This is a genomic window from Amycolatopsis jejuensis, assembly GCF_000717335.1.
Classification (GTDB): domain Bacteria; phylum Actinomycetota; class Actinomycetes; order Mycobacteriales; family Pseudonocardiaceae; genus Amycolatopsis; species Amycolatopsis jejuensis.
The window spans coordinates 123,865-149,205 of the sequence record NZ_JNYZ01000010.1; the positions used below are offsets into that span (position 1 = coordinate 123,865).

Consider the following 25,341-nt stretch of genomic DNA (forward strand, 5'->3'; position numbering starts at 1 on the left):
GACCCCCCAATGACCGTGCGGACCTTCGACACCACGACCAGGAAGACAGCCATGACGACCACTCCCTCGCTCCGCGCTTTCATCGGCCGGCGTCCGATCTCGAGCTTCTTCACCCTCGCAATCACGCTGAGCTGGCTCGCGTGGCTGCCCTACGTGCTCTCCGACAACGGCCTCGGCATCCTCCATTTCTCCTTCCCGAAGGTGCTCGGCACGTCCCAGATCCTCGGCATGCTGCCGGGTGCCTACCTCGGCCCGCTCGTCGCCGCCTTCGTGGTCACCGCGCTCGGCGAGGGCAGGCCGGGCCTGCGCCGCTGGGCCAGCCGGCTCCTGCGCTGGCGCGTGAACTGGCGCTGGTACGCGGTCGCGCTGCTCGCCATGCCGGTCATCGTGACGGTGGCGACCGTGCCCTTCGCGGGTACCTTCCAGGCCCCGGCCGTCTCGCTGATCATCGCCTGGGCGGTGGGTCTCGTCCTGCAGGTGATCACCACCGGTCTCGCCGAGGAGCCGGGCTGGCGTGACTTCGCGCTCCCCCACCTGCAGCCGAAGTACGGCGCACTGCGCGGCACCATGATCCTCGGCCCGATCTGGGGCATCTGGCACCTGCCGCTCTTCCTCACCGAATGGGGGCACTGGCCGAACACCTCCGTGGTGGCCGTCCTCGAGTTCATCGGCACCGCAATCGCCATCAGCTTCGTGATGACCTGGGTGTTCAACCGCAGCGGCGAAAGCCTCCCGATCGCGCTCCTGCTGCACGCCGGGATCAACAACTACATGTCCATCGCCTGGTCGGAGCTCTTCCCCGGCGTCGACCCGCGCCTCGGCGAGCACGTGCTGTTCATCGGCTTCGTGGTGGCGGCGGTGGCCGTGGTCATCGGGACCAAGGGGCGGCTCGGGTACCGCGGCCGTACGCCGGAGCCGGCGCTCGCGAGGGCCTGATCAGCCGGAAAGCCGTGGCGGACCGTCGGGGGCGCCACGGCTTTCTCCTTGCCCTGCTCAGTAATGAATAGCACCGGGGACGCCACCGCCCACCGCGATGGCGTCCCCGTTGATCGCGGCACTGCGCGGGGAAGCCAGGAACGCGATGACGTCGGCGACCTCGGCCGCCGTGACCAGGCGGCCGATGCTCACCCCGGCGACGATTCCGCGTTCCACCTCGGCCACCGGAATCCCGCGGTCCTGCGCCATCGCGGCGAACTTCTCCGGCGTCCGCTCGGTGACGGTCTGCCCCGGATGCACGACGGTGACGGTGATCCCGTCAGGACCCAGCTCGTCGGCGAGATTCTTCGTCATCGCGGCGACGGCGACGTTCCGGATCGAGCCGAAGGTGGACCCGGACAGCCGCGCGTTGAGCCCGCTGACGTTCACGATCCGGCCCCAGCCGCGGTCCCGCATCCCCGGCGCGAGCGCCCGCGCACAACGCAGGTACCCGAGCACTTTCGTCTCGATCTCGGTGCGCAAGTCTTCGTCCCGCAGGTCCTGTAGCGGCGTCCGTACCCCGCTCGACGACGGGGCCGCGCAGTTGACGAGCACGTCGGCCGCGCCGAATTCCGTGGCGACCCGCTGCGCCATCGCCGTGACGGCCGCGTTGTCCGTGGTGTCAGTGGGAATCGTGACGACCTTCGTCCCGTACCGGCCGACGCGTTCTGCCGCCGTGGCAAGGCTTTCCGCGTCCCGGGCGACGAGCGCAACGTCGGCGCCTTCGGCCGCGAGCACGTCGGCCACCGCCAGCCCGATGCCCCGGCTCGCCCCGGTGACCACTGCGCATTTGCCCTGAAGACCGAGGTCCACGTGTGCTTCCCTTCCCGATCAGCGACGACGGCGCGGCTTGCCGGGCTTCGGCGCCGGACGGCGGGCCCTTCCTGGTTTTGCCGTCGGTTTCACCTGCGGTTTTACGCCTTTCGCCCGCGCCTCCTGCTGCCCGCGGGTGCTGTTCACCGTGCGGCCACGGACGATCCCGATCAACTGCTCCACCAGCGCCGTGGTCTGGTCCTCCTGCCACGACAACGCCACCTGCGACTGCGGCGCATCGACGACCGGGCGATACGTCAGGTCACGCCGATGATGCAACCGCGCCAGCGACTGCGGTACCACGAGCAGGCCGACCCCCGCGGCCACCAGCTCGATGGCGTCCCCGGTGGTTTCCGGGCGTTCGAGCGCGGGACGGCCGGGCGGCTGCCAGCCGAGGGTGTCGTCGAGCGGGTGCAGCACGACGTCGTCCGCGAGGTCCTCAATGGACACTTCGTCGGCAGCCGCGAGGAGGTGGTCCTTCGGGACGACGACGACCGTGGTCTCGGTGTAGAGCGGGATCGCGTGCAGCCCGGTCCGGTCGATCGGCAGGCGCAGCAACGCGGCCTCGGCGGCACCCGCGCGCACGAGGTCCGCGGCCTCGGCGGCGGTGACCGCGACCAGGTCGAGCGGCACCCCCGGTTCGCGTTCGCCCCAGATCCGCACCCACTTCGCCGGGGTCGCGCCCGGGACGTAGGCGAGCCGGAACGCCGTGGGCTGGTCCGCTCCTGTCACCGGGCCAGGCTACCGGCGCGACCGCCCCGGTTACCCTGGTGGGCATGAAGACTCCCCAGACCATGAAGCCGGCCACGGCGGCCAAGAAGCTGGGCGTCTACCTCGAAGCCACCCCCGCCGAGTTCCAGGCCGGTGCGGTGTCGCGCGACGAGCTGAACGCCCTGCAGGCCGACCCGCCGGAATGGCTGCGTGACCTGCGCCGCAACGGTCCGCACCCGCGTCCGGTGGTCGCGGCGAAGCTGGGGGTCTCGATCGGCGGCCTCGCCCGCGGCGGCGTCACCGAAGCGCTCACCACCGAGCAGATCGAAGCCCTCAAAGCGGACAACCCGGACTGGCTGCGGCGCGAGCGCGACACGCAGGCCGACGTCCGCCGGGAAGCCTCGCGGCTCAAGGCCGACAAGACCGGCTGACCGTCCACTCCGGACCGGCCCCGGCCCTGCTGTTCGTCACGACGCTGCTACCGGCACCGCCCGGCCGAAATCATGCGCACGTACCTCGACGCGCTGCCTTCCGGTTCGCAGGTCGGCATTTCCCACCTGCTGGACCCGGCGAGGGACGTGACGGCTAGTGGATCCCGTCGATGGCCAGGTCCAGCAGCCGGTTCGTCTCGTCGGTGTCCGCGTTCTCCTCGGTGACCAGGGAAATCGCGTTGACGAGCGTGAGCAGGTCGCCGATCGCGACCCCGGCCCGTACCGTCCCCGCTTTCTGCGCGCGGTCGAGCAGGACCCCGCCCGCCTCGGCGATCAGCACGTGGCAGTCGTCGTCCTCCTGGCCGGAGTCCCGCAGCAACGCCGCGAGGCCGCGTGTGGTCGACGCGTAAACCCCCAGGTCACGCAGCCAGGTGGCGAGCGCCTGCCCGGGGTCGGGATCGTCGGCGTGCTCCTGGGCCCGCCGGCAGAGCACCTCCACCTCCTCGCGGAACACCGCCCGCAGCAACGCGTGCCGGGACGCGAAATGCCGGTGCAGCGTGGCCGAACCCACGCCGGCGCGCCGGGCGATGTCCTCCAGCGAGGCGTCCGCGCCGTGCTGCGCGAAGGCCTCCGCGGCCACGTCGAGGATCCGCTGGTAGTTGCGCTGGGCGTCCGCGCGTAACGGCTTCACCTCGGGGATCCTTCCGCTCGGTAAACGGGGTGCCTCCCCAGTTTATCAGGAAGCAGGTCAGAGCCAGCCCCGGTCGTCCGCGACGCGCAGGGCTTCCATCCGGTTGCGGGTACCCGTTTTCGCGATCGCGCCGGAGAGGTAGTTGCGGACGGTTCCTTCCGACAGGTACAGGCTTCCCGCGATTTCCGCGACCGACGCACCAGACCGAGCGGCGATCAGCACGTCCCTTTCCCTTGCGGTGAGCGGAGATTCGCCCGCCGCGAGGGTGGCGACCGCGAGCGCCGGGTCCACCACGCGTTCGCCGCGTACCACCCGGCGGATCGCGTCGGCGAGCGCTTCCGCGGGCGCGTCCTTCACGACGAAACCCACCGCACCCGCTTCCATCGCGCGGCGGAGGTAACCCGCGCGGCCGAAGGTGGTCAGCACGACGACGCGGCAATCCGGCACCTGCTCGGCGAGCACCGCGGCCGCGGCGAGACCGTCCAGACCGGGCATTTCGATGTCGAGCAGGGCGACGTCCGGACCGTGCTCGCGGGCCGCGGCCACCACCTCGTCACCGCGGCCGACCTCGGCGACCACGGTGAAGTCGTCCTCCAGTTCCAGTAGCGCGCTCAATGCCTGCCGGACCAGGGCTTGGTCGTCGGCCAGCAACAGCCGGATCGTCATTGCTCCCCCACGGTGACCTTGAGCCGCCATCCGCGCGGCCGGATCGGACCGGCCTCCATCCGCCCGTCTGCAGAGGTCACGCGGTCGCGCAGCCCGGAAAGTCCGTTGCCCTGGCCCGCGGCGGCGCCGATCCCGTCGTCGCGGACCTCCACGGCGGTCCCGGAAACCGTCACCGTGCAGGACGTGGCCCGCGAATGCCGGACGACGTTCGTGAGCCCCTCGCGCACGACCCAGCCGAACAACTCCTGGTGCGGCCCGTCCGCGGCAGTCGGCAGGTCGGCGGTGATTCCCGCTGCCCGCAACAGTTCCCGTCCGCGCGCGAGTTCACCGGCGAGCGTCACGTCGCGGTAGCCGGACACCGCCGCCCGCACGTCCGCGAGCGCCTGCCGCGACAGTTGCTCGACCTCCCCGATCTCGTCGACGACCCGCTCGTCCCCCTTCGCCGCCAGCCGGCGGGCGAGATTGCTCTTCACCGTGATGGCGGTGAGCGAATGCCCGAGGAGATCGTGGAGGTCGCGGGAAATCCGGGAGCGCTCGGCGTCCGCGGCGAGCCGCTGGACCTCCGCGCGAGCCTGCACCAACGCCCGGTTTGCCCGCAATGCCTCCGCGAACGCGACGACCACGAGCACGGTGAACACCATCGCGGCGGCTTGCCCCCAGCCCGGGTCGGTGTGCCAGACCGCCCAGGGCACGACGATGGTAGCGGCCACCGAGGCCACGATCACCGCGATCCCGCCGCGCGGAAGCCGCGGCGCAGCAACGGAAACGACGACGGTGAGCAGGTAGAACGCATCCGCGTGGGCAATCGGCAGGACGGCAGCGAAGAGGACGGTAAGCACCCCGGTGAGCACCCAGAAGAGGCGCCCCCGGAACGCGTACGCGGCAAATGCGGCGGCGATGTAGGCCCCGCAGAACGCCACCAGGAGCGCTACGGCGACCGGCTGCCACGCGATCTGGGTGAGGACGATGAGGGGGTAGACGAGGAGTCCGGCATCCAGCACGAGGCGACGCCAGCCCAGTACCCAGCGCTGAGCGTCGGAATCGGGGCCACGGTCCACTTCGGACACCCTACCTGCGGCTCGCCAATACCACGACGGCCAGCAGCAGCGCCCCGCAAACGCCTTGCTCGATCCGGACCCACGACGGCAGAAACCCGGGAATCACGACGATCACGACAATCGCGACGGTCATGATGGCCGTGACGATCCTGAGCCGCAACAACCCCCGCCGCGACCCGCGGGCTGCGCTGACGGCGAAGGCGAACGTGAGACATGCGCTGACCGCGACGATGGTGGCGCGCACCCAGACGACGTCGGTGACCAGGGTGTGGTCGTTACGGAGGAGAACGGCGACGCCGAGGGTGAGGATGCTGAGGGCCAGGTAGGCGGCGGTGAGGGTGCGGATGGCACGGAGGGTTGTGTGGCGGCTGGGGGTGCGGCTGGGCCCGGTGGCCGAGGCCGCGGGTGCGGTTGGTGGCCGGGGCTGCGGTTCTCCCGGCAATCGGGAGGGTGCTTTGTCGAGCGGGGGGTTGTTCGGTCACCGGGCCGGTGCCCTGCTGATCGGGGGTTTGCTTGGCAACCGGGCCAGTGCCCTGCCGATTGGGGGTTTGCTGGCCACCCGGGCCGGTGCCCATCCGATCTGAGGCGCGCCCGGCACTCCGCTCGAAAACCTTTACGGGACGCGGTTTCATGACTGTCCTTTCCGGACCACCGGCGGCCCGGCGGATCCGGAACCGCTTCACCCGTCCCATGGTCGGGCGAAGCGGCCGCGGCCCGTAGTGTCACCGCACACCGGTGCGCGGTGACATTTGTCAGAACCCGGGCATCCCCGGCGGCGGCGCAGTCGCGTTGAGCCGCGGCCCGACCGCCGCCCCCGCGACGACGATCACCGCCCCGGCCAGCAGCAGGTACGCGCCGAGCCCGATTTGGGAGAGATCGTCCCAGAACATGGTCGCGACGCCGGCGGCGTGAATGATCAGCATGACGGTCGCGCGCCCGGCGAAGACCGTCCGGTACCACCAGAAGTTGGCCGGCGTCAGTTCCCGGGTACGGATCCCGCTGAGCAGGAACGCCGACCGCTTGGTGCGCAAAGCGCCGAGCACCCACGGAAGAGTGGACAAAAGCGTAGCGGCGATGACAATGAACGCCAGAAACCGTACGTACGCCCCAGCAAAGCCGGAGGCGGCGTCGGTGAGCTTGGTGAGAATGTCGATGAAGCTCAACGACGCCGACCGCGACCCGGACGTGAACGTAATCCACGGAATGAACAACGCGACGATCTCCAGCACGACCCCGATCCCGACCGGAATCGCCCCGATGCCGACGGAGGTCAGCGGCTGCTGGGGATTCGGCGCCCCGTACCCGGTCGGAGGCGGCTGGCCGGGAAAGCCGGGTTGCCCGGGATAGCCGGGTTGCCCGGGATGTGCTTGCTGAGCAGGGTAACCGGGCTGGTTCGCTGGATAACTCGGCTGACCGGCCTGCGGCGGAGCTTGCCCTGCCCCGCCGGAGTAGGGCGGCTGACCAGAGTACGGCGGCTGGCCCGGATACTGCGACTGGCCCGAATGCGGCGGCTGGCCCGGATACTGCGGCTCGCCGGAATACGGCGGCTGGCCCGAATACTGAGCCTGCGCGGGATACGGTGCCTGCCCCGGCTGAGCGGGATAGCCTTGCGGCGCCGGATAACCCTGCGGTGCCGAGTCTCCCGGCTGTGCCGAATAACCCTGCGGTGCTGGATAACCCTGCGGGGCCGAGCCGCCCGGCTGGGCCGGATAACCCTGCGGTGCTGGATAACCTTGCTGTCCCGGCTGCCCGAACTGGGACGGCAGCCCCGCCTGCGGCGACGGGTCCTGCGGTGGCAGCCCGGGCTGCCACGCTTGCTGCGGCTGCCCGAACTGCCCACCCGGCTGCACCTGCCCACCCGGCGTCTGATCACCCGACTGCGGCTGACCACCCTGCGACTGCGCGCCCGGCTGCGGCGGCCCAGACTGCCCACCCAGCGGTGCCTGCCCACCCAGCGGTGCCTGACCGCCCGGCGCCTGACCACCCGGCTGCGGCAACGCGGGCTGCCCACTCGGTTGCGACTGTGCGCCCGACTGCCCGGGCTGCCCACCCGGCTGCGCCTGACCATCCGGCACCTGCCCACCCGGCTGCAGGTTCCGCGCCACCGTCGACTGCTCCACCGTCTGCGCCGCAGCCCCAGCATCCGCAGCCCCGGCTTCAGCCGTCGGTGGTTGCCATCCCGGTGGGGTCGTGCCCTCCTCCGGGTTCGGCGTGGCCGGTTGCTCCGTGGGACCCCCTGAGGTGCTCATGGCGGCGATCGTAGTGGTCCCGGCGCCGGGATGACGGGTGAACGGGCCCCAGCAAGCCATGACGAAGCGGAACCAAAGGGAGTCAGGCGGCGCGCAGGATCAGGTCGGCGACCGGGCCTGGCTGTGAGACCAATACCGCATGCGAAGCGCCCGGCACCGAAACGACCTCCGCATCAGCTCGTGCCGACATGAACTGCTGTGACTCCGGCGGGATGTTCTTGTCCGCGCCCGGGATCAGGCTGTACACCGGAACGTTCCGCCACGACGGGGCCGGTGCCGGTTCCTCCAGGGCCGACGCGACGATCGGGCGCTGGCCGACGGCCATCAGTTCCGCCTGGGGTGCCGGGACGTCCGCGGCGAATTGCTCGTGGAACAACTCCTGCCGCACGTACAGGTCAGCGCCACCATCCGGCAGCGGTACCTGCTCGAGCGTCTCGCCCAGCGTGCTGCCGGCGTACTTCGCCGCGAGCTGACCTGCGCTTTCTCCCTCGTCGGGGATGAAGCCTGCGACGTACACCAACGCCTGCACCTGCGGCGCGTGCACCGCCGAAATCACCGAGCCGCCATACGAATGGCCGACCAGGACGACCGGCCCATCGACAGTCGAGAGCACCGAACGTACGTAAGCCGCATCCTCCTTGACCCCGCGCAGGGGGTTCGCGACGGCGAGCACGGGGTGACCCGCTTGCCGAAGCCGTTCGATCACGCCGTTCCAGCTGGACGAATCCGCGAACGCGCCGTGTACCAGGACAACAGTGGCAGTCATTTCTTCCTCCTCGGTCAACAGCGAGAGTACAACTAAATTGCGCGCAATCAAGTTGTCCACCATGAGATTTGGATCACGGAAGATAAGCGCGAGGCGGCATCCCCAGAAGACGGCTGAACATGGTCGTGAAGGCGGCCGGGCTTTCGTACCCGAGCGTCACCGCGACATCCGACACCGCGCGGCCCGAAGCCAGCAGCGGCAACGCGTGCAGTACACACGCCCGTTCCCGCCAGCGCGCGAAGCTCAAGCCCGTTTCGGCTCGGAACAGCCGATGCAGCGTCCGCTCGCTGACGTGCAGCTCGCGCGCCCACCGCGACGGCGGATCGTGGACATCCGGACCGTCCGAAAAGGACTGACACAGCGCACGCAAGGCCTCGTCCTGCGGCCACGGCAGTTCGAGCGGCAGCGGGACACAGCGGGAAATCTCGTGCAACAACAGGGAAACCAACGTGGCATCGCGGCCCCGGCGCGCGTACTCCGGCTCGACGTCCACCGCCGCCCGCACCAGTTCCCGCAGCAGTGGCGAGACGTCCACCGTCCGGCAGCGGCGCGGAAACCACGGCACCGCAGCAGGTTCCAGGTACAGGCTCCGCGTGGTCACGTTCGTCATCACGACACTGTGGTCGGTCTCCGGCGGGATCAGCACGGCGCGCCGCGTCGGCACGGTCCAGGTGCCGTCGGCGGTCTCGACCCGCATGGAACCCGTGGCCCCGTAAAGAAACTGCGCCCGTCGATGCCGATGCCGGGGCAGCACGTGCTCCGGCGGGTAGTCGGTGCTGATCGCGAGCACGGCGCGGGGGATGGCGTCGACGTCGTCGAGTGGAACGTTGCGCATGCCGCCAAGGGTATGTCCGAAACACAAAAGAAGGTGGCAATTCTTCGAATGCGTGCCACAGCCGCCGCGACCTATCCTGGACCCAGTGATCCTCTTCCTTTTCGGCTGCCTCAGCGGCGTGACCACCGTGTTGTTCGGCTTCGGCGGCGGATTCGTCACCGTGCCGGTGGTTGCGGCGGTGACGAGCCGCGGCGACCCCATGCATGTCGCCGTCGCCACGTCTGCCGCGGTGATGGCGGTGAACTCCGTCAGCGCAACCGCCGTCCAAGCACGCGCCGGACGGCTCCGCCGCGACTACCTCTGGCCGCTCGCCGCGTTCGTCGCCGTGGGAGCCGCGATCGGCGCAATAGCCGCCACGAAAGCCGACGACAGCCTCCTGCGCATCCTGTTCGTCGTCTACCTGGCAGTGACCATTGTGGACAGTCTCGCGCGCCGCGGATTCCTGAGCCAAGGAGAACCACAGCCCCTGAGCACGTTCACCACCACCATCGGCGGGGTCGGAATCGGCGCGGTGGCAAGCTTCCTCGGCGTCGGCGGCAGCGTGATGACGGTGCCGTTGTTACGCCGCAAGGGACTCCCCATGGCCGAGGCCGCCGCGATGGCCAACCCGTTGAGCGTGCCCGTCGCAGTGATCGCGACCGCGGTGTACGCCACCTACGTGGACTTGGGCGCAGCCGCCGCCCTCCTGGCCGGTTCCCTGCCCACGATCGCGATCGTCCGCCGGTTCGCCGATCGGATGCCGGACCGGGTACACGCGATCGCGTACCTGGCCCTGCTCGCGGCCGCGCTGGTCGCCGTGGTGTGACCCGTCAGTCGTGCGCGGCAAGGCATTCCGGCTTGAGATAAGCCAGAATCCGCTCGGAAATGTCACCGATCTGGGCGACCTGCTCCGGGCCGAGCCGGTCGTAGACCAGCTCCTGCACCGCCGCCTGGTACACCTCCTCGTTCTCCGCCACCACCTGCGCCCCCGCGTCGGTGAGCCGGGCGAGCGTGTACCGGCCGTCCGCGGGATCGGGCGAACGGTCGACCCAGCCACGCTTCTCCAGCCGCGCCACCACGCGGGAAAGATGCGACGGCGTCATGCTCGCCGACGCCGCCAGCTGCCCCATGTACAGCGCCTTTTCCTCGCGCACCGACAGCCACCGCAGCACCTGGTACTCCACGTGGCTGAGGTTCGCGACCGCGGCGAGCCGCGCGTCGAGCTCCGCCGGGAGCCACATCATCACCCCGACGAAAAGTGCCCAGATGCGGTCGTCCCGGTTCGTCGCCATGGTCCCAGTGTACTAGATCACTTGCCGCGGAAAATGAAACCGGGTAGCGTTATTTTCCGTGGCAAGTAACTACGGAACGAGGGGCACCATGCGCGCAGCGCGATATCACGAGTACGGCGATCCGGACGTCCTCCGCGTCGAGGACGCACCCGAACCGCACGCTCCGGCGGGCGCAATCCGCATCCGCACCGTCGCGGCGAGCGTGAACCCGATCGACTGGAAACTGCGGGCCGGTTTCGCGAAAGAGGCCCTCCCGCTCGAGTTCCCGGTGATCCCGGGGCGCGACGCGGCGGGCGTCGTCGACGAGGTGGGCGAAGGCGTCACCGGGGTCGCCGCGGGAGACCTGGTGTTCGGGCTCGGCGGGGTCAGCGACACCACCGCGGAATTCTCCGTGCTCACGTCGTGGGCGAAGAAGCCCGGAAACTGGGACCACGGACAAGCCGCCGCCGCGGGACTCGCGGCCACCACCGGCATCCGCGGCCTCGCCCCGCACGGCGACCTCGCGGGTAAGACACTCCTGATCGAAGGCGCGGCCGGAGCGGTCGGGAGCGCCGCCGCGGTGGTCGCGCTCAGCCGCGGCGCACGCGTGATCGGCACGGCAAGCGAGCGCAACCAAGGCTTTCTGCGCGACCTCGGAGTGATCCCGACGACCTACGGCAGCGGCCTGACCGAGCGGGTGTCCGCGCTGGCTCCCGGCGGGGTCGACGCGGTCCTCGACTCCGCCGGTTCCGGTTCACTGGCCGAACTCGTGGCCATTGCCGGAGATCCGGGCCGCGTGACGACGGTGGCCGACGCGCGGCGAGCCGGTGACCTGGGTGTTCAGGCAGTGGACGCGGCGAACGAATCCGCCGTGCTGGAGGTCGCCGCACAGCTCGGCGCAGCGGGCAAATACACCCCGCGGATCGCGCAAACCCTTCCGCTGGCAAGCATTGCCGAGGCACACGCCCTCGCGCAGCAGAGCCAGCCGGGGAAGATCGTGGTGGTGCTCGATCAGGCCTAATCGAGCACGGAGCGCACAGTCTCCTCGTCGCGGGCGACCACCGTGGTGCCGTCGTCCGCGGTGATGATCGGACGCTGGATCAGCTCCGGATGCGCAGCGAGCGCGGAAATCCACCGCGAACGCTCGGAAGCCGTGCGGGGCCAGGATTTCATCGCGAGTTCACCGGCGATCTTCTCGCCGGTGCGCGTGATGTCCCACGGGTCGAGGCCGAGCCGGTCGAGTACCGCGGCGAGTTCGGCTTCGGTGGGCGGTTCGTCGAGGTAACGGCGGACCGTGTACTCCACCCCTGCCTCGTCGAGGATCGACGCCGCCGAGCGGCATTTGGAACAGCGCGGGTTCACCCAGATTTCCACCCGCACAGCATAACCGGCACCGTCCGATGAGGACTGCGGTCCGGATCACCTGCCCGGCGGGCCCCGATCGGGCGTACCGTTTCAGCATGACCTTGCCGCTGACCACCGACCGTCTCGTGATCCGGGACTGGTCGGACGACGACGCCGACGCCGCGTTCCCGATCTACGGCTCCTCCGATGTCACCCATTGGCTCACGCCGGCGATGGACCGCGTCACCGATGTCGCGGCGATGCGGTCGGTGCTGCAGGCGTGGCAGGAAGCCCAGCCCAACCTCATCCCGCCGCGCGGGCGCTGGGCGGTGCAACGCCGTTCGGACGGCAAGGTGATCGGCGGGCTCGGCATCCGGCTCCTCCCGCCGTACCAAGAGGATCTGGAGCTGAGCTGGCAGCTGCATCCGGAGGAATGGGGCAACGGATACGCCACCGAGGCGGCGCGCGCGCTGATCGAGTGGGCGTTCCGCCAGGACGACACCGACGAGCTGTTCGCGGTGGCGCGGCCGAGCAACTCCCGCGCCATCGCGACGGCCAAACGTCTCGGCATGCAGTGGGTCGGCGAGACGACCAAGTACTACGAGCTGCGGCTGCAGGTGTATCGGATCCGGCACAGCGACCTGGTGGGCGGCTGACCCGTCCGGCCGCTCACGAGCGAGCGGTGGCCGGTGCCCACAGTGCGTCGATCTCCCGTTCCGCCGACGCCAGGCTTTCCGCGGCCTTGTCGCGGAACTGGGCCAGCGCCGGGTTCACGTCGGCCAGCGTCAGCTCCGCGGTGATGAAGCGCGGTTCCAAGCCGGTGAGCGAAAGTCCGTGCGGCAGCCAGGCTTCCGCGTGGTCCCAGCCGTACCGCGGGGTGCCTTCGCCGTACCCGCCGCCGCGGCTGGCCAGCACCAGCAGCTCGCGCCCGCCGAGGGTCGCCGGGTCGTCCCCCGCCCCGGCGACCAGCCGGTCGAGCCATGCCTTCACCGTGCTCGGCACGCCGTAGTTGTAGAGCGGCAGGCCGAGCAGCACCACGTCGGCCGCGCGCACCTCGTCCGCCAGCTCCGCGCCGAACCGCGCTGCCTCGCGTTGCTCGGGCGTGTGCTCGTCCGCCGGAGCGAACCGGGCGGACCAGGCGACCGGATCGATGTGCGGCACCGGGTTCGCGCCGAGATCGCGGTAGGTCACCGTGCCCTCCGGATGGGCCGCGCGCCACGCGTCCGCAGCACGGGCGGTGAGTTTCCGGCTGACCGACTGGTCGCCGTTGATGCTCGAGTCGATGTGCAGCAGATGAGGCATGTCGCTGACCGTCCATGGATAGTTTGTGCAAGACAAACCATTTATAGCACAGCAGTGACCCGATCCGTCTCGTAGAATGGACACATGGCCCCGCTGCCGGTTTCCGGCCACACCTCGCACCGGTGCAGCGCGCTGCTCGACCACCTGGCGCGCCGGATGCGGATGCGCGCGGAAAACGTCCTGACCCCGCTCGGGCTCCGGCCGCGGCACCTGCTCGCGCTCACGGTGCTGAACACCCAGGGCAGCAGCACCCAGCAGGCCCTCGCGCGCACCCTGGAGATGGACAGCACCAACGTCGTCGGCCTGCTCAACGACCTCGAGGCCGACCACCTGATCGAGCGCCGCCGTTCGCCGGAGGACCGCAGGCGGCACGTGGTCGTGCTCACCGAACTCGGCGGCATCAAGCTGGTACAGGCGGAAGCCGCGCTGGCCGCCGTCGAGGACGACGTGCTCGTCGCACTCGACCCCGAGCAGCGCGAACAGCTTTACCGCCTGCTGCTGCAGGCCAGCGCCGGTAGCGTCGACCTCGCCGCCTGTGCGGAGGATCGCCCGACCTGCTGAGGGGAGGACCAGGCGATGGACGGTGCGGCCGAGCGGCTCGCGAAGTACCGCGCCATGCGCAACTTCTCGAAGACCGACGAGCCGTCCGGCGCGAACGCCCCGCAGACCCCCGGGTACCGCTTCGTGGTGCAGCGGCATCGCGCGCGGCGGCGGCACTACGACTTCCGGCTGGAGCTCGACGGCGTCCTCGTGAGCTGGGCGGTGCCGAAGGGTCCGACGCTGGACCCGAAGGCCCGCCGGATGGCTGTGCACGTCGAGGACCATCCGCTCGAGTACGCCGATTTCGAAGGCGTGATCCCGCGCGGCGAGTACGGCGGCGGCGACGTGATCGTGTGGGACCGCGGTACCTGGGAGCCGGTCGACACCGACGATCCGGAACAGGCGCTGGCCGACGGGAACCTGCATTTCGACCTGTTCGGGGAAAAGCTGGCCGGCCGCTTCGTGCTCATCCATCCGAAGCGCGACGACGACGGCAAGCAGTGGTTTCTTCTCCACAAACAAGACGACCACGCCACCTCCGGCTGGGACGCGGAGGACCACCCGAAGTCGGTCAAAAGCGGTCTCACCAACGACGAGATCGCCGCCGCGCCACCTGCGTTGTGGCGCAGCGATCTGCCCGCGACCGAGGCGGAAGTGCCGCTGCACCCGGTGTTCGAACCGGCGTCCGGCGAGGAACTGGCCGCGCTGCGCGACCTTGGCGGTCAAGGCACCTGGACCATCGCCGGGCAGCAGCTGAAACTCACCAACCTCGACAAGGTCCTGATCCCCGCCCGCGACGGCGAAAAGCCGATCACCAAACGGGATCTCGTCGAGTACTACACGCGGATCGCGCCGACGATGCTCCCCTACCTCGCGGGCCGCGCGCTCAACACCAACCGGTTTCCCGGCGGCCTCGGCAAACCCGGCTTCTGGCACAAAGAAGTGCCCAACCACGCGCCGAAGTGGCTGCACCGCTGGCACTACGAAGCCGCCGACGCCGACGACGTCCAGCAGTACCTGGTCCCCTCCGGCGTCGCGGATCTGGCGTGGCTGGCCAACTTCGCCGCGCTGGAGCTGCACGCGTGGACGTCGCGGACCTCCGACGTCGAGCACCCCACCTGGACGCTGTTCGACATCGATCCCGGCCCGGAGACGTCGTTCGACGACGTCCTCGCGCTCGCCCGCTTGCACCGCACCGCGCTCGACCACTTCGGGCTCGTCGGGCGGCCGAAGGTCACCGGGCAGCGCGGCATCCAGATCTGGGTACCGGTGGAGCCGCGGTACACCTACGCGGAAACGCGCGCGTGGGCGGAAACCGTGTCGAAGTCGATCGGCCGCACCGTGCCGGACCTGGTGAGCTGGGCGTGGCAGAAAGACCGCCGCGCCGGGCGGGCCCGGCTCGACTACACGCAGAACGTGCTGAACAAAACCCTGGTCGCGCCGTACAGCGTGCGGCCGAAGCCGGGGGCGCCGGTGTCGGTCCCGCTGGAGTGGGACGAGCTCGACGACCCCGATCTCACCCCCGATCGCTGGACGATCCGGACGGTGCTCGATCGCGTGGCCGCGGCGGGTGACCCGTTCGCCGTACTGCTCGACGTGCACCAGCGCCTGCCGCGGCTGTAGGGAAAATCGCCACCGCGGCAATCACGGCGAACCCGATCAGCAGATACCGCGCGGACGCCACCATCGACGGCGCACCGAGATTCACCAGCAGTCCCGCAATCGACGCGCCGAAGGCGGTCGCCATGGTCAGCACGGTCGCGATCGCGGCGGCCGCCTGCTGCCCCTCACCGGGGTCGCTCGTGCTGGACATCGCAGCGACCGACAGGTGCGGCATCGCCATGCCGATTCCGGTACCGGCGGCGAGAAGCACGAACAGCCAGGCGAGTGTTGACGCGTTCTCCTGCTGCAGCAACGCAAGCCCGGCGAGCCCGGCCGAGAGCACCGCCGGTCCGCCGAAGCAGAGCAGCCGCACCGTACGAGGTCGGCGCGCCGAAGAACCTACGATCTGTGCGACCGACCATCCGAATGACAGCGCCGCCGACAGGAATCCCGCCGCGACCGGCGGCAATCCGCCGAGCTGCTGGCCGAACAGCGGCAGAAACGATTCCACCGCAACACCGGACGCCAGGCACATGATGGTCAGGTAGATCCAGCGCAGCGAGGAGCCGGACCGATACGTCGAGGCAGGCAGCACCCGTACCGTCGCCCGCTTCTCCACCAGCAGAAACGCCAGTACGCAGGCGAATCCGAACACGATGAACACGGCCATCGCGACGACGTCCGGCAGGATGCCGGCCACGCTCACCGCACCGACCGCAGCGACGATTGCCACGAGCGAGCCGAGGGGTACCGGCGCCTGTTTCCGGTCCGGCGCACTGCGCGGAAGCCCGCGACGCACCAGCGCCGCCATCGCGACCGCGACCACTGCCAGCACGACGAACGCCAGCCGCCACGAACCGAACTGCGCGAACACCCCGCCGAGTGCGGGGCCGACCAGGTTCCCGACGCCGAACATCGCCGAGATCGCCGCAGTGCCCCGCGTCCACAGGTGCGGCGGCAGCGCGGAATGGATCACCGCGAACCCGAGACCGGTGAGCAACCCGGCGCCCCAGCCCTGAATCCCGCGCCCGGCCAGCAGCACCGGCATCGCCGGGCTCACCGCGCATACCACCGAGCCCACGGCGAACACGCCGAACCCGAGGTAGTACGACATCGTGTTCCCCCTCCGGGCAAGCACCCGGCTGACGAACATGGTGGCGACCACCTGCGCGATCAGGAACGCCGTCGTGTTCCAGGCGTAGAGGCGTTCACCGCCGATGTCGGAGACCGCCGTGGGCAGCAAGCTGGCTGCCACGTAGATGTTGACTGCTCCGACGAGCACTCCCCCGGCCAGCACCACCGCCGTACTGAAGTGCGCCCCGAGTTCCCGCCACGAACCACTTTCCACCCGCTTCTCCTCACGTTGTGGTCTTGCGGCTGCATCATCTCGGCGGGCGGCACCCCGGTAATCGGACAAATCAGACGTGAATTGCGTCACATTTTCTGCGGCGGCCGTGACCGCGCGGGTGGCGGACTCCAGGCATACCGTCGACCCATGCGATTCGGAATCTTCATCCCTCAGGGCTGGCGGCACGACCTCGTGGGCATCGATCCCGCCGAGCATTGGGCGACGATGCTCGACCTCGCCCGCCACGCCGACGAAGGCCCGTACGAGTCGATCTGGGTGTATGACCACTTCCACACCACGCCCGTGCCGAGCGCCGAGGCAACGCACGAGGCGTGGAGCCTGATCTCGGCTTATGCGGCGACCACGAAGCGGGTCCGGCTCGGCCAGATGTGCACCTGCATCGGGTACCGCAATCCGGCGTACCTCGCGAAGGTCGCCGCCACGGCGGACCACATCTCCGGCGGGCGCGTCGAGATGGGGATCGGCGCGGGCTGGTACGAGCACGAATGGCGGGCGTACGGCTACGGTTTCCCGCGGCCCGGGGAGCGGCTGGCCCAGCTCGACGAGGGCGTCCAGATCATGCGGCAGCTGTGGACCGAAGGCGAGGCTTCCTTCGACGGCAAGCATTTCCAGGTCGACGGCGCGATCTGCCGTCCGCTTCCGCTGCAGGACGGCGGGATTCCCCTGTGGATTGCCGGTGGCGGTGAGCAGAAGACGTTGCGCACGGCGGCGAAGTATGCGGCGTACACCAACTTCGTCGGAACGCCGGACGTGTTCGCGCACAAGTCGCAGGTGCTGGAGGCCCACTGCAAGGACATCGGCACGGATTTCGGCCGGATCACGCGCTCGGCGAATTACAACGTGGTGATCGGCGAAACCGGGAAGGACGTGCAAGACCGGCTCGCATGGACTCGCGCCCACTTCGCACCGCATCTGCCCGAGGCCACGCTCGAGTCCACCATGGAGCTCTACGCGGGCGGCCCGCTCGTGGGTACGCCGGAGCAGATCGTGGAACGGCTGAAGGAACTGGAAAGCCTCGGCATGACGTACGCGATCACGAACTTCATCGAAGGGGCGTACGACCGGTCCGGCATCGATCTGTTCACCAGCAAGGTGATTCCGGAGCTGCTCACCGCTTCGTGAGCACCACCAGGTAACGGCACGGCTGCCGCCCGGGGTTCTCGTAGGCGCAGTCCACCGGGCGGCCCAGCTGCAGGCAGTCACCTTCGGCGAGGTCGTGCACCGCGTCGCCCTCGTGGAACCGCAGCTGCCCGGACAGCACCCAGATCTGGTGGTCGGCGAAGAGGTAGGACCCGGCGGGGAACGCGGCTTTCGCGCCCGGCGGCAGGTCGACCTGCACGAGCTCGGTGGCGCCGTGCCCAGGCGGCGAAACCGCACGGCGCACGTACCCGGTCACCGGGTCCTGCCAGGTCGGCTGGTCAGCGTGCCGCGCGAGCTGCCGGTCGTCGCCCTCCGCACGGGCCACCAGCTCGGACAGCGTGAGCCCGAGCGCGGTCGCCAGCCGGCTGAGCAGCACGGCCGTGGGCTGCGCCTCCCCGCGTTCGATCTTGCCGATCATCGCGCGCGAGACGCTGGCGCGTTCGGCCAGCGTACCGGCGGAAAGGTCCTGGTCCTGGCGGGCTTTGCGCACCGCGGCGGCGAGGGAGACGGACAGGGGATCGGTCACAAAAGTCGACTATAGCAGCGGGCGTTGTCTACTATCGTGGACATGCTGATCCGACCTGCCGAGGAACGGGATGCCGAGGCGTGCGCGGCGATCTACGCGCCGTACGTCCGCGACACCACGATCACGTTCGAGACCGAACCGCCGTCTGCTGCCGAGATGGCCGTTCGCATTGCGCAGGCGGCGAAGTCGTACGCGTGGCTGGTGCTGGAGGTCGGCGGTCAGGTGGCCGGTTACGCCTACGGCAGCCCGCACAAGGAACGCGCGGCGTACCGCTGGTCGTGCGAGGTGAGTGTGTACCTGTCACCGGACCGACGGCGTTCGGGCGGCGGGAAAGCGTTGTACGAAGCCCTTTTCACGCGACTGGCCGAGCGCGGCTACCGGATAGCGGTGGCCGGGATGACGCAACCGAACGAGCCGAGCATGGGGTTGCACCGCGCGCTGGGCTTCGAACTGATCGGCACCTACCGGCGAATCGGCTGGAAACACGGCGCCTGGCGGGACGTGACCTGGATGCAGCGAACGCTCGGCCTCGACAGCGACGAAGCACCGGAAGGCCCGCACTAACCCAGGTCGAGCTCCTCGATGTCATGCTCGACCCGGGCCCGCCACGACCACTGCGGCTCCGTCCAGTCGGTGTCCGACGGCGGTGGTTCGCCCAGCGGGAGCGCCTGATCGGTGACGCCGTGGGTGACGCGGTAGGCCAGCGCCGAGGTCGCCGTGCGGATCCAGCGGTCACCGGCCGCGCCGGAGGGTGGGGCGACGCCGAACGCGTGCGTGAACCACACCGGCAGCAAGGCACTCGACCCGATCGCGCCGGTGATCCGCTCGCGCAGCCGGGAATGCAGGTCCTCCCAGTCTCGTTCGGCTTTCTCGATCTGCGGCAGCACGCGCGTGCTGGTGACCTCGTCGGCAGCCAGAACCTGGTGCGCCGCTTCGGCATCCTGCCGCGCCGCGGGCAACTGCCGGTCCAGTACCCCGCGGCGGCGCGCGACCACTTCGGACAGTCGCGACTCCGCGTCGTCCCGTTCCGGCGTGCCGCGTTCGGCCTTCGCCAGCACGTCCAGCACCGTAATCAGCGCCACTTCGCTCTGCGCCAACGCTTCCTGCGCCGCGGGTAGCCGGGCGACGTCCTCCTCGTACGGACGGCGCTGGCTCGGCGTGAGCAACTGCGCGGTGAGCGAATGCCGCCGTTCCGCCTCGGCGGCGAGCTGCCGCAACTGCGGTCCGACGTCGTCGAGGTCGACCACCGGCACCTTCTCCGACACCCGCACGGCGCGTTCGAGCACCAGCAATCTCTGCCGGAGCCGTTCGAGCTGCCGCGCCGTGTGGTCCAGCCGCGATTCGTGCCGGGCGTGGGTTTCGGTGAACGACTCGACGGTATCGCGCAGGTCCGACAATTCGCGGACCGTGCGGCTCTCCAGATCGTCGACCGTCTCCTGCATCCCGCCGACCGTGTCGGTGAGCGCAAGCAGCTCCGGGTCGTGTTCGACCTCCGGCTCGTCCTCGTCCGGGTAATACTCGGTGTCGCGGTAGTACTCGGAGTACGTCATCGCGCCTCCTGCACGAGGAACGCCACCGTCGCCGCGGTGGTGAGCGCAGCGACGATCACGAACACCGTCTGCACCCCCGTCCCGAAGAGCGCGACGACAGTGCACACCGCAGCGAGCGCGGAGCTGTACGCAGCGCGAAGCCGGCGGCTGACCATCAGCGGCGTCGGCCCGAGCGGGCCGAACGCGATCCGCAACCCGGCGACCAGCAGCGGCAACACCAGCAGCAGCCACCCCACGCCGAGTGCGCCGAACAGCATCAGCGCCCCGCTCACCATCCCGACCGCGACCGGCGCGACCGCCAGGTACAACGTCGTCCGCTGCGCCTTCCCGCGCCGCGTCTCCAGCCGGGCGAGCCGGACCTGCTCGATGGCCGCGTCGACCTCGTGCTCGGTGCGCAGCAGCGTCTCCGCCCGCTCGACGAGCGCGTCGAGGGTCTGCGTGCGCTCGGCGTCCGCCTGGTCCGGCAGCTGCGCCAGGCCTGCCCGCAGATCGCGGCGAAGCGCGGACACGCGGGCCATCGCGTGGTCGCGCTGGTCTTCGGCAGGCGTAGTCACCCGGCCACTGTAGGTACGAATCGCGCCCGAACCCGGGAACGACGCGACTTTTGCACCCCGGACCTCGAACTCAGGGCGATCTCCGGGGCATCCCCGAGGCAGCGCGGGCCCGGACCGGGCATCATCGAGCGGTGCGGATCGGCTTGCTGGGACCGCTCGAGGTCCGGAACGACGACGGCGCCGCGATGGAGGTCGCGGGCGCCCGGCTGCGGACGTTGCTGAGCGCGCTCGCGCTGGAGCCCGGACGCGTCGTCGCGGCCGGGCGGCTCGTCGACGCGGTCTGGGGCGAACATCCGCCGGCCACGGCGAACGCATTGCAGGCACTCGTTTCCCGGCTGCGCCGGGCGGGCGCGACCCTCGACTCCACCCCGTCCGGCTACCGGCTGCCCGAGGCGACGGTCGACGCGGCCCGGTTCGAGGAGCTCGTCACCGCAGCGCGGGCGGCATCCGGCGACGCGGCGCGCGTCCGGCTGCTGCGGGAGGCCCTCGACCTGTGGCGCGGACCGGCCCTCGGCGACTTCGCCCACGAGCAGTTCTTCCAGGCCCCCATCGCGCGGCTCACCGAACTCCGGCTCACCGCGACCGAGGAATACGCAGAGGCCGCGCTGAGGCTGGGTCAGGGCGCAGACCTCACCGGCGAGCTGTCCGCGCTGCTCGCCGAACACCCGCTGCGCGAACGGCTCGCCGCCGCGTTGATGCGCGCTCTGCAAGCAGCGGGTCGGCCCGCCGAGGCGTTACAGGTGTTCGCCCGCATTCGCGCGGCGCTGTCGGACGAGCTGGGTACCGACCCGTCCGCCGAACTTTCCGCGGTGCACACCCAGCTCCTGCGCGACACGGCCACCGCGGCGGCCGAGCCGCGCACCAATCTGCGGGCCGGGCTCACCAGTTTCGTCGGCCGGGACACCGAGGTCACGTGCGTGGCCAAGCTCGTCGCGGAGTACCGGCTCACCACGCTCACCGGCCACGGCGGCGCGGGAAAAACACGGCTGGCCACGGAAACCGCACACCGGCTGCTCGGGGAAACCGGTGGCGTGTGGTTTGCCGAACTGGCCCCGATCACCGACGGCGCCGACGTCGCGCAAGCCGTGCTCGGCGCGCTGGGTACCCAGATGCTCGCCGGGCTGCTCACCAGCGGTGCGCCCCGCGAACGCGCCGTGACGGCGTTGCGCGGGCGGGATGCGTTGCTGGTACTGGACAATTGCGAGCACGTGATCGACGCCGCGGCGGAGCTGGCCGAGTACCTGCTCGGCGAATGCCCGCGGCTGCGCATCCTGGCGACGAGCCGGGAACCGCTTGCCGTCACCGGCGAAGCGTTGTGGCCGGTCGAACCCCTCACGCTCCCGGCTGAAGGAGCGAATCCGGCCGAAGCGATGTCGTGTTCCTCGGTGCGGCTGTTCGCCGACCGGGCCGCCGCGGTCCGGCCGGGGTTCGCCGTGCACGAGTCCACTGTGGACCACGTGGTGCGGATCTGCCGGTCGCTCGACGGGATGCCGCTGGCGGTGGAGCTCGCCGCGGCCCGGCTGCGTTCGCTGAGCGTGCCGCAGCTGGCCGCCCGCCTCGACGACCGGTTCCGCCTGCTCACCGCGGGCAGCCGGACCGCCCGGCCGCGGCACCGCACGCTGCGCGCGGTGGTGGACTGGAGCTGGGACCTGCTGGAACCCGAGGAACGGCAGCTCCTGCGCCGCCTCGCGGTGTTCTCCGGCGGCGCGACGGCCGAAGCCGCCGAGGCGATCTGCGGGGGTACCTCCGACCTGCTCACCGCGCTGGTCGACAAATCGCTCCTCACCGTCTCCGGCGACCCCGAACCCCGGTACGGCATGCTCGAGACCATCAAGGCGTACGGCCTCGAACGGCTCGCCGAAGCGGGCGAACGCGACCAGCTGCGCGAGGCACACGCGGAGTGGTTCGCCCGGCTCGCGGAAACCGGCGACGAACGCCTGCGCGGCGCCGAGCAGATCGAGTGGCTGTCCCGGTTCGCGGCCGAGCAAGGAAACCTGATCGCGGCCGTGCGGGGCGCCATCGCGGCCGGAGACGCGACGACCTCGCTGCGGCTGGCGTCGTCGTGCACGTGGTTCTGGATGCTGATCGGGAACAAGACCGAGGGTCAGGAGCTGGTCAAGGCGGCGCTGGCGGTCCCCGGCGAGGTGGACGACGAGCTGCGCGCGGTCGGGTATGCGATGGCCGCGCTCCTGATCACCGCCGGGGTCACCGACGACCAGGCCGCGGACGAGTGGGTCCGGACCGCGCTGGAGCTGAGCCGGGGCAGCACGACACATCCGGTGCTGCGATTCATGATCCCGCTGTACGAGCAGCTCAGCGCCAGCCGCCGCGGTACCCCGCCGAAGATGTCCGCGCTGGACGAGCTCGTGGCCGACGAGGACCCGTGGCTGCGTGCGCAGGCCCGGTTGCACCGGTCGCGGCTGATGCTGAACATCCACCACGATCCGGTCGCGGAAGAAGCGGATGTGCGTGAATCCGTGCGGTTGTTCCGGCTGAGCGGCGAGCGCTGGGGTCTTTCGCTGGCGCTCAGCGGGCTCGCCGAGCTCCTCGCCCGGCGCGGCGATCTGGTCGAAGCCACCGCGTGTCACGAGGAGTCGATCAAGGTCGTCGCGGAAATCGGTGCGGTGGAAGACGTCATGTACGGGCGCGGCCGCCAGGCGCAGGTGCTGTGGCAGCTGGGGGACGAGGCGGGCGCGGTGGCCGCGCTGGCCACCGCGGAACGCGAAGCGGCACCGGTCGCGTTCCCCGATTCGCTGGCCTGTCTGGCGCAGGCAAAGGGAGACCTGGCCCGCTGGCGCGGCAACGCGGCGGAAGCGCGGGTGGAGCTGGACCGGGCCGAAGCGTTGCTCAGCGAAACCCCGGCACACCCGCTGTTCCGCTCGATGCTCCTGCATTCCCATGCGTACCTCGACGCGCAAGCCGGCGACCTCGCGTCCGCCCGCGCCCGGCGCCTCGAAGCGTTACGGCTGGTCTACGAGTCCGGCGAAGCGCTGTACCAGGCGACGGTGCTGGTCGGCGTCGCGGACCACGCGCTGCGTTCCGACCGTCCCGCCGCGGCGGCCGGTCTCCTGGCCGCGGCAAACGCCCTCCGTGGCGGCCCCGATCTCGGCCTGCCGGACGCGACGACCGCGGACGCCCAGGTCCGGGTCCGTGGGTACCGGCCGGAACCGGTACCCACGAGCCCGCTGGAGCTGGCGTACGACGTGCTCAGCGCACCACGTTGCGGTTGAACAGCCGCCGCGCCCACAGGTACCCGCCGAGGCTGAGGACGACGCACCAACCCAGCCCCAGCACGAGGTTCGACCCCACCGGCGTCCCGTGCAGCAACCCGCGGATCGTCTCCATCACCGGGGTGAACGGCTGGTAGTCGGCAAACCAGCGCAACCCGGCGGGCATCGAATCGGTCGGGACGAAACCGCTGCCCAGGAACGGCAGCAGGATCAGCGGCATGGGCAGGTTGCTCGCGCCCTCGACGGTCTTCGTGACCATCCCCAGCGCCACGGTGAGCCAGGTCAGCGCGAAGGAAAGCAGCACCAGCATGCCCACCGCGCCGAGCCACTGGAGCGGGTTCGCGGACGAGCGGAAGCCGATCAGCAACGCCAGCCCGAGCGTCGCCGCAACGCACAGCATCGCCTGGATGACGCTGCCCACCACGTGCCCGGTGAGCACCGAACCGCGGCTGATCGCCATGGTCCGGAACCGCGCGATGATGCCCTGGGTCATGTCCATTGCCACGGCGACCGCAGTTCCTTGTACCGCACCGGAAATCGCCATCAGGAGGATTCCGGGCGTGACGTAGTTGACGTACGCGTCTCGCCCGCCGGACGCGCCGCCCAGGCCTGCGCCAAGCGTACCGCCGAAGACGAACACGAACAGCAGCAGGAAGATCATCGGGATTGCGACCAGCAGCAGGGTCATCGACGGGTACCGCAGCATGTGTTTGAGGTTGCGGCGCAACATGATGGTGGAGTCGCGCAGGGCGTAGGTCATCGGGCGCTCCGTTCGGTGAGAGCGAGGAAGACGTCATCGAGATCGGGCAGGTGCACGGAAAGCTCGGCGACGTCCACGTCGGCGGAGTCGAGCCGGTCCAGCAGTTTCCGCAGCGAGTGGACGCCGCCGTCGCTCGGCACTTGGAGGGTGAGCGCGTCCTCGTCGCGGACGACGTCGTCGAACAGCCGCGCGCCGGTGTCGAGGGTTCGTTGGTCGGCAAAGCGCAGCAGGACGTGCCCGCCGGGGACGAGCCGTTTGAGCTCCTCTGCAGTGCCCTCGGCGACGAGCTTGCCGTCGTGAAGCACGGCGATGCGGTCGGCGAGCTGGTCGGCCTCTTCGAGGTACTGCGTGGTCAGGAACACCGTGACCCCACCGGCGACCAGTTCGCGGATGATCGACCACATCGTGCGCCGGCTGCGTGGGTCGAGCCCGGTGGTCGGCTCGTCGAGGAAGATGATGTCCGGCACGCCGACGAGGCTCATCGCGAGGTCGAGCCGCCGCCGCATCCCGCCGGAGTACGTGCTCGCGAGCCGGCGCGCGGCCTCGGCGAGGTCGAACTGCTCCAGCAGCCGGGCGACCCGCGCGCGGCCTTCGGCGCGGCCGAGGTGCCGCAGGTCGGCCATCAGTTGCAGATTTTCCTCGCCGGTGAGCAGGTCGTCGACCGCCGAGAACTGCCCGGTGACGCCGATCGCGTGCCGGACCGCATCCGGGTCACGCACCACGTCGTGCCCGGCCACGCTCGCTTCGCCGCCGTCGGGGGCGAGCAGGGTGGACAGGATCTGGACGGTCGTGGTCTTGCCCGCGCCGTTGGGTCCGAGCAACGCGAAAACCGACCCGGTTTCGACGCGGAGGTCGATGCCGTCGAGGACGGTGTGGTCGCCGTACGCCTTGCGCAGCCCGGTGATGCCGATCGCCGGGGTCGAGGTGGCCATGGTGGATTCCCCTTTCTCCACCGATCAGCGTGGCGACCCCCGCTGAC

At 70.2% G+C, this 25,341-nt stretch carries 28 protein-coding genes; 10 read left to right on the top strand and 18 right to left on the bottom strand.

Annotated elements, in window-relative coordinates:
* Positions 1-51: 51 nt before the first annotated feature.
* Entirely contained in the window at positions 52-936 is an 885-nt protein-coding gene (locus tag OO71_RS14215) for a CPBP family intramembrane glutamic endopeptidase (protein WP_033290398.1), read from the top strand.
* Between the two features lie 57 nt (positions 937-993).
* On the opposite strand, the gene OO71_RS14220 is transcribed toward OO71_RS14215, so the two are convergent.
* The gene (locus OO71_RS14220) at positions 994-1,788 is read right to left on the bottom strand and encodes an SDR family NAD(P)-dependent oxidoreductase (protein WP_033290228.1); all 795 of its coding nucleotides are present in this window, start codon (positions 1,786-1,788) and stop codon (positions 994-996) included.
* Between the two features lie 18 nt (positions 1,789-1,806).
* Positions 1,807-2,520 (bottom strand): LysR family substrate-binding domain-containing protein, encoded by a 714-nt coding sequence (locus tag OO71_RS14225; RefSeq protein ID WP_033290229.1) that lies wholly within the window; start codon positions 2,518-2,520, stop codon positions 1,807-1,809.
* A gap of 62 nt (positions 2,521-2,582) precedes the next feature.
* On the opposite strand from OO71_RS14225, the gene OO71_RS14230 reads away from it, so the two are divergent.
* A complete protein-coding gene (locus OO71_RS14230; RefSeq protein ID WP_033290230.1) occupies positions 2,583-2,930 on the top strand; it encodes a DUF5997 family protein in 348 nt (115 codons plus the stop codon).
* Positions 2,931-3,084: 154 nt separating this feature from the next.
* Here OO71_RS14230 and OO71_RS14235 read toward each other — a convergent pair whose 3' ends face one another.
* From OO71_RS14235 to OO71_RS14265, 7 genes are all read right to left on the bottom strand, one after another.
* Positions 3,085-3,621, bottom strand: coding sequence for a TetR/AcrR family transcriptional regulator (locus OO71_RS14235; RefSeq protein ID WP_245633664.1), 537 nt, complete (start codon positions 3,619-3,621; stop codon positions 3,085-3,087).
* A 57-nt stretch (positions 3,622-3,678) separates the two neighbouring features.
* A complete protein-coding gene (locus tag OO71_RS14240) occupies positions 3,679-4,287 on the bottom strand; it encodes a response regulator transcription factor (RefSeq protein WP_033290232.1) in 609 nt (202 codons plus the stop codon).
* Positions 4,284-5,345: a sensor histidine kinase gene (locus OO71_RS14245; protein ID WP_033290399.1), complete on the bottom strand. Its 1,062-nt coding sequence runs from the start codon at positions 5,343-5,345 to the stop codon at positions 4,284-4,286. Before OO71_RS14245 ends, OO71_RS14240 begins: the two co-directional genes overlap by 4 nt.
* Before the next feature lie 10 nt (positions 5,346-5,355).
* On the bottom strand, positions 5,356-5,787 hold the full coding sequence (locus OO71_RS14250; RefSeq protein WP_342669929.1) for a hypothetical protein: 432 nt from the start codon (positions 5,785-5,787) through the stop codon (positions 5,356-5,358).
* Positions 5,788-6,097: 310 nt separating this feature from the next.
* On the bottom strand, positions 6,098-7,594 hold the full coding sequence (locus OO71_RS50060; RefSeq protein ID WP_156096295.1) for a hypothetical protein: 1,497 nt from the start codon (positions 7,592-7,594) through the stop codon (positions 6,098-6,100).
* Positions 7,595-7,676: 82 nt separating this feature from the next.
* Positions 7,677-8,360, bottom strand: a complete 684-nt coding sequence (locus tag OO71_RS14260; RefSeq protein ID WP_033290233.1) for an alpha/beta fold hydrolase — start codon at positions 8,358-8,360, stop codon at positions 7,677-7,679.
* A 73-nt stretch (positions 8,361-8,433) separates the two neighbouring features.
* Complete coding sequence (locus OO71_RS14265) at positions 8,434-9,195, bottom strand: AraC family transcriptional regulator (RefSeq protein WP_033290234.1); 762 nt, start codon at positions 9,193-9,195, stop codon at positions 8,434-8,436.
* 85 nt (positions 9,196-9,280) lie between these two features.
* Here OO71_RS14265 and OO71_RS14270 point away from each other — a divergent pair, with 85 nt between their 5' ends.
* Positions 9,281-10,000, top strand: coding sequence for a sulfite exporter TauE/SafE family protein (locus OO71_RS14270; protein ID WP_245633665.1), 720 nt, complete (start codon positions 9,281-9,283; stop codon positions 9,998-10,000).
* Between the two features lie 4 nt (positions 10,001-10,004).
* Here OO71_RS14270 and OO71_RS14275 read toward each other — a convergent pair whose 3' ends face one another.
* The gene (locus tag OO71_RS14275) at positions 10,005-10,466 is read right to left on the bottom strand and encodes a MarR family winged helix-turn-helix transcriptional regulator (RefSeq protein WP_033290236.1); all 462 of its coding nucleotides are present in this window, start codon (positions 10,464-10,466) and stop codon (positions 10,005-10,007) included.
* 88 nt (positions 10,467-10,554) lie between these two features.
* Here OO71_RS14275 and OO71_RS14280 point away from each other — a divergent pair, with 88 nt between their 5' ends.
* Positions 10,555-11,466: an NADP-dependent oxidoreductase gene (locus tag OO71_RS14280; RefSeq protein ID WP_033290237.1), complete on the top strand. Its 912-nt coding sequence runs from the start codon at positions 10,555-10,557 to the stop codon at positions 11,464-11,466.
* On the opposite strand, the gene OO71_RS14285 is transcribed toward OO71_RS14280, so the two are convergent.
* On the bottom strand, positions 11,463-11,819 hold the full coding sequence (locus OO71_RS14285; protein WP_033290402.1) for an ArsC/Spx/MgsR family protein: 357 nt from the start codon (positions 11,817-11,819) through the stop codon (positions 11,463-11,465). The two genes, OO71_RS14280 and OO71_RS14285, sit on opposite strands and share 4 nt — an antisense overlap.
* Positions 11,820-11,905: 86 nt before the next feature.
* Between OO71_RS14285 and OO71_RS14290 the strand changes: the two genes are divergently transcribed.
* Positions 11,906-12,445, top strand: a complete 540-nt coding sequence (locus OO71_RS14290; RefSeq protein WP_033290238.1) for a GNAT family N-acetyltransferase — start codon at positions 11,906-11,908, stop codon at positions 12,443-12,445.
* 13 nt (positions 12,446-12,458) lie between these two features.
* Here OO71_RS14290 and OO71_RS14295 read toward each other — a convergent pair whose 3' ends face one another.
* Positions 12,459-13,091 carry an FMN-dependent NADH-azoreductase gene (locus OO71_RS14295; protein WP_033290239.1) on the bottom strand — a complete coding sequence of 211 codons (633 nt, stop codon included), beginning with the start codon at positions 13,089-13,091 and terminating at the stop codon, positions 12,459-12,461.
* Between the two features lie 84 nt (positions 13,092-13,175).
* Between OO71_RS14295 and OO71_RS14300 the strand changes: the two genes are divergently transcribed.
* Positions 13,176-13,652, top strand: a complete 477-nt coding sequence (locus OO71_RS14300; RefSeq protein ID WP_033290240.1) for a MarR family winged helix-turn-helix transcriptional regulator — start codon at positions 13,176-13,178, stop codon at positions 13,650-13,652.
* 15 nt (positions 13,653-13,667) lie between these two features.
* Positions 13,668-15,254 (top strand): non-homologous end-joining DNA ligase, encoded by a 1,587-nt coding sequence (gene ligD, locus OO71_RS14305; RefSeq protein ID WP_033290241.1) that lies wholly within the window; start codon positions 13,668-13,670, stop codon positions 15,252-15,254.
* Here the strand turns inward: ligD and OO71_RS14310 are convergent.
* On the bottom strand, positions 15,148-16,581 hold the full coding sequence (locus tag OO71_RS14310; protein ID WP_033290242.1) for an MFS transporter: 1,434 nt from the start codon (positions 16,579-16,581) through the stop codon (positions 15,148-15,150). The genes ligD and OO71_RS14310 overlap by 107 nt on opposite strands.
* A 147-nt stretch (positions 16,582-16,728) precedes the next feature.
* Here OO71_RS14310 and OO71_RS14315 point away from each other — a divergent pair, with 147 nt between their 5' ends.
* Positions 16,729-17,724, top strand: a complete 996-nt coding sequence (locus tag OO71_RS14315) for an LLM class F420-dependent oxidoreductase (RefSeq protein ID WP_033290243.1) — start codon at positions 16,729-16,731, stop codon at positions 17,722-17,724.
* Here the strand turns inward: OO71_RS14315 and OO71_RS14320 are convergent.
* Positions 17,711-18,268 carry a helix-turn-helix domain-containing protein gene (locus tag OO71_RS14320; protein ID WP_033290244.1) on the bottom strand — a complete coding sequence of 186 codons (558 nt, stop codon included), beginning with the start codon at positions 18,266-18,268 and terminating at the stop codon, positions 17,711-17,713. The genes OO71_RS14315 and OO71_RS14320 overlap by 14 nt on opposite strands.
* A gap of 42 nt (positions 18,269-18,310) precedes the next feature.
* On the opposite strand from OO71_RS14320, the gene OO71_RS14325 reads away from it, so the two are divergent.
* The gene (locus OO71_RS14325) at positions 18,311-18,832 is read left to right on the top strand and encodes a GNAT family N-acetyltransferase (protein WP_211260524.1); all 522 of its coding nucleotides are present in this window, start codon (positions 18,311-18,313) and stop codon (positions 18,830-18,832) included.
* Here the strand turns inward: OO71_RS14325 and OO71_RS51610 are convergent.
* Both OO71_RS51610 and OO71_RS14335 read right to left on the bottom strand, forming a co-directional pair.
* A complete protein-coding gene (locus OO71_RS51610; RefSeq protein ID WP_051791543.1) occupies positions 18,829-19,818 on the bottom strand; it encodes a hypothetical protein in 990 nt (329 codons plus the stop codon). The two genes, OO71_RS14325 and OO71_RS51610, sit on opposite strands and share 4 nt — an antisense overlap.
* The gene (locus OO71_RS14335; protein ID WP_051791544.1) at positions 19,815-20,372 is read right to left on the bottom strand and encodes a hypothetical protein; all 558 of its coding nucleotides are present in this window, start codon (positions 20,370-20,372) and stop codon (positions 19,815-19,817) included. The genes OO71_RS51610 and OO71_RS14335 overlap by 4 nt, the downstream gene beginning before the upstream one ends.
* A 131-nt stretch (positions 20,373-20,503) precedes the next feature.
* On the opposite strand from OO71_RS14335, the gene OO71_RS14340 reads away from it, so the two are divergent.
* A complete protein-coding gene (locus tag OO71_RS14340) occupies positions 20,504-23,602 on the top strand; it encodes an AfsR/SARP family transcriptional regulator (protein ID WP_051791545.1) in 3,099 nt (1,032 codons plus the stop codon).
* Here the strand turns inward: OO71_RS14340 and OO71_RS46395 are convergent.
* Together OO71_RS46395 and OO71_RS14350 are read right to left on the bottom strand one after the other, a co-directional pair.
* Positions 23,580-24,362: an ABC transporter permease gene (locus OO71_RS46395; RefSeq protein WP_156096296.1), complete on the bottom strand. Its 783-nt coding sequence runs from the start codon at positions 24,360-24,362 to the stop codon at positions 23,580-23,582. The two genes, OO71_RS14340 and OO71_RS46395, sit on opposite strands and share 23 nt — an antisense overlap.
* Positions 24,359-25,294 (bottom strand): daunorubicin resistance protein DrrA family ABC transporter ATP-binding protein, encoded by a 936-nt coding sequence (locus OO71_RS14350; protein ID WP_033290246.1) that lies wholly within the window; start codon positions 25,292-25,294, stop codon positions 24,359-24,361. The genes OO71_RS46395 and OO71_RS14350 overlap by 4 nt, the downstream gene beginning before the upstream one ends.
* Positions 25,295-25,341: the final 47 nt, after the last annotated feature.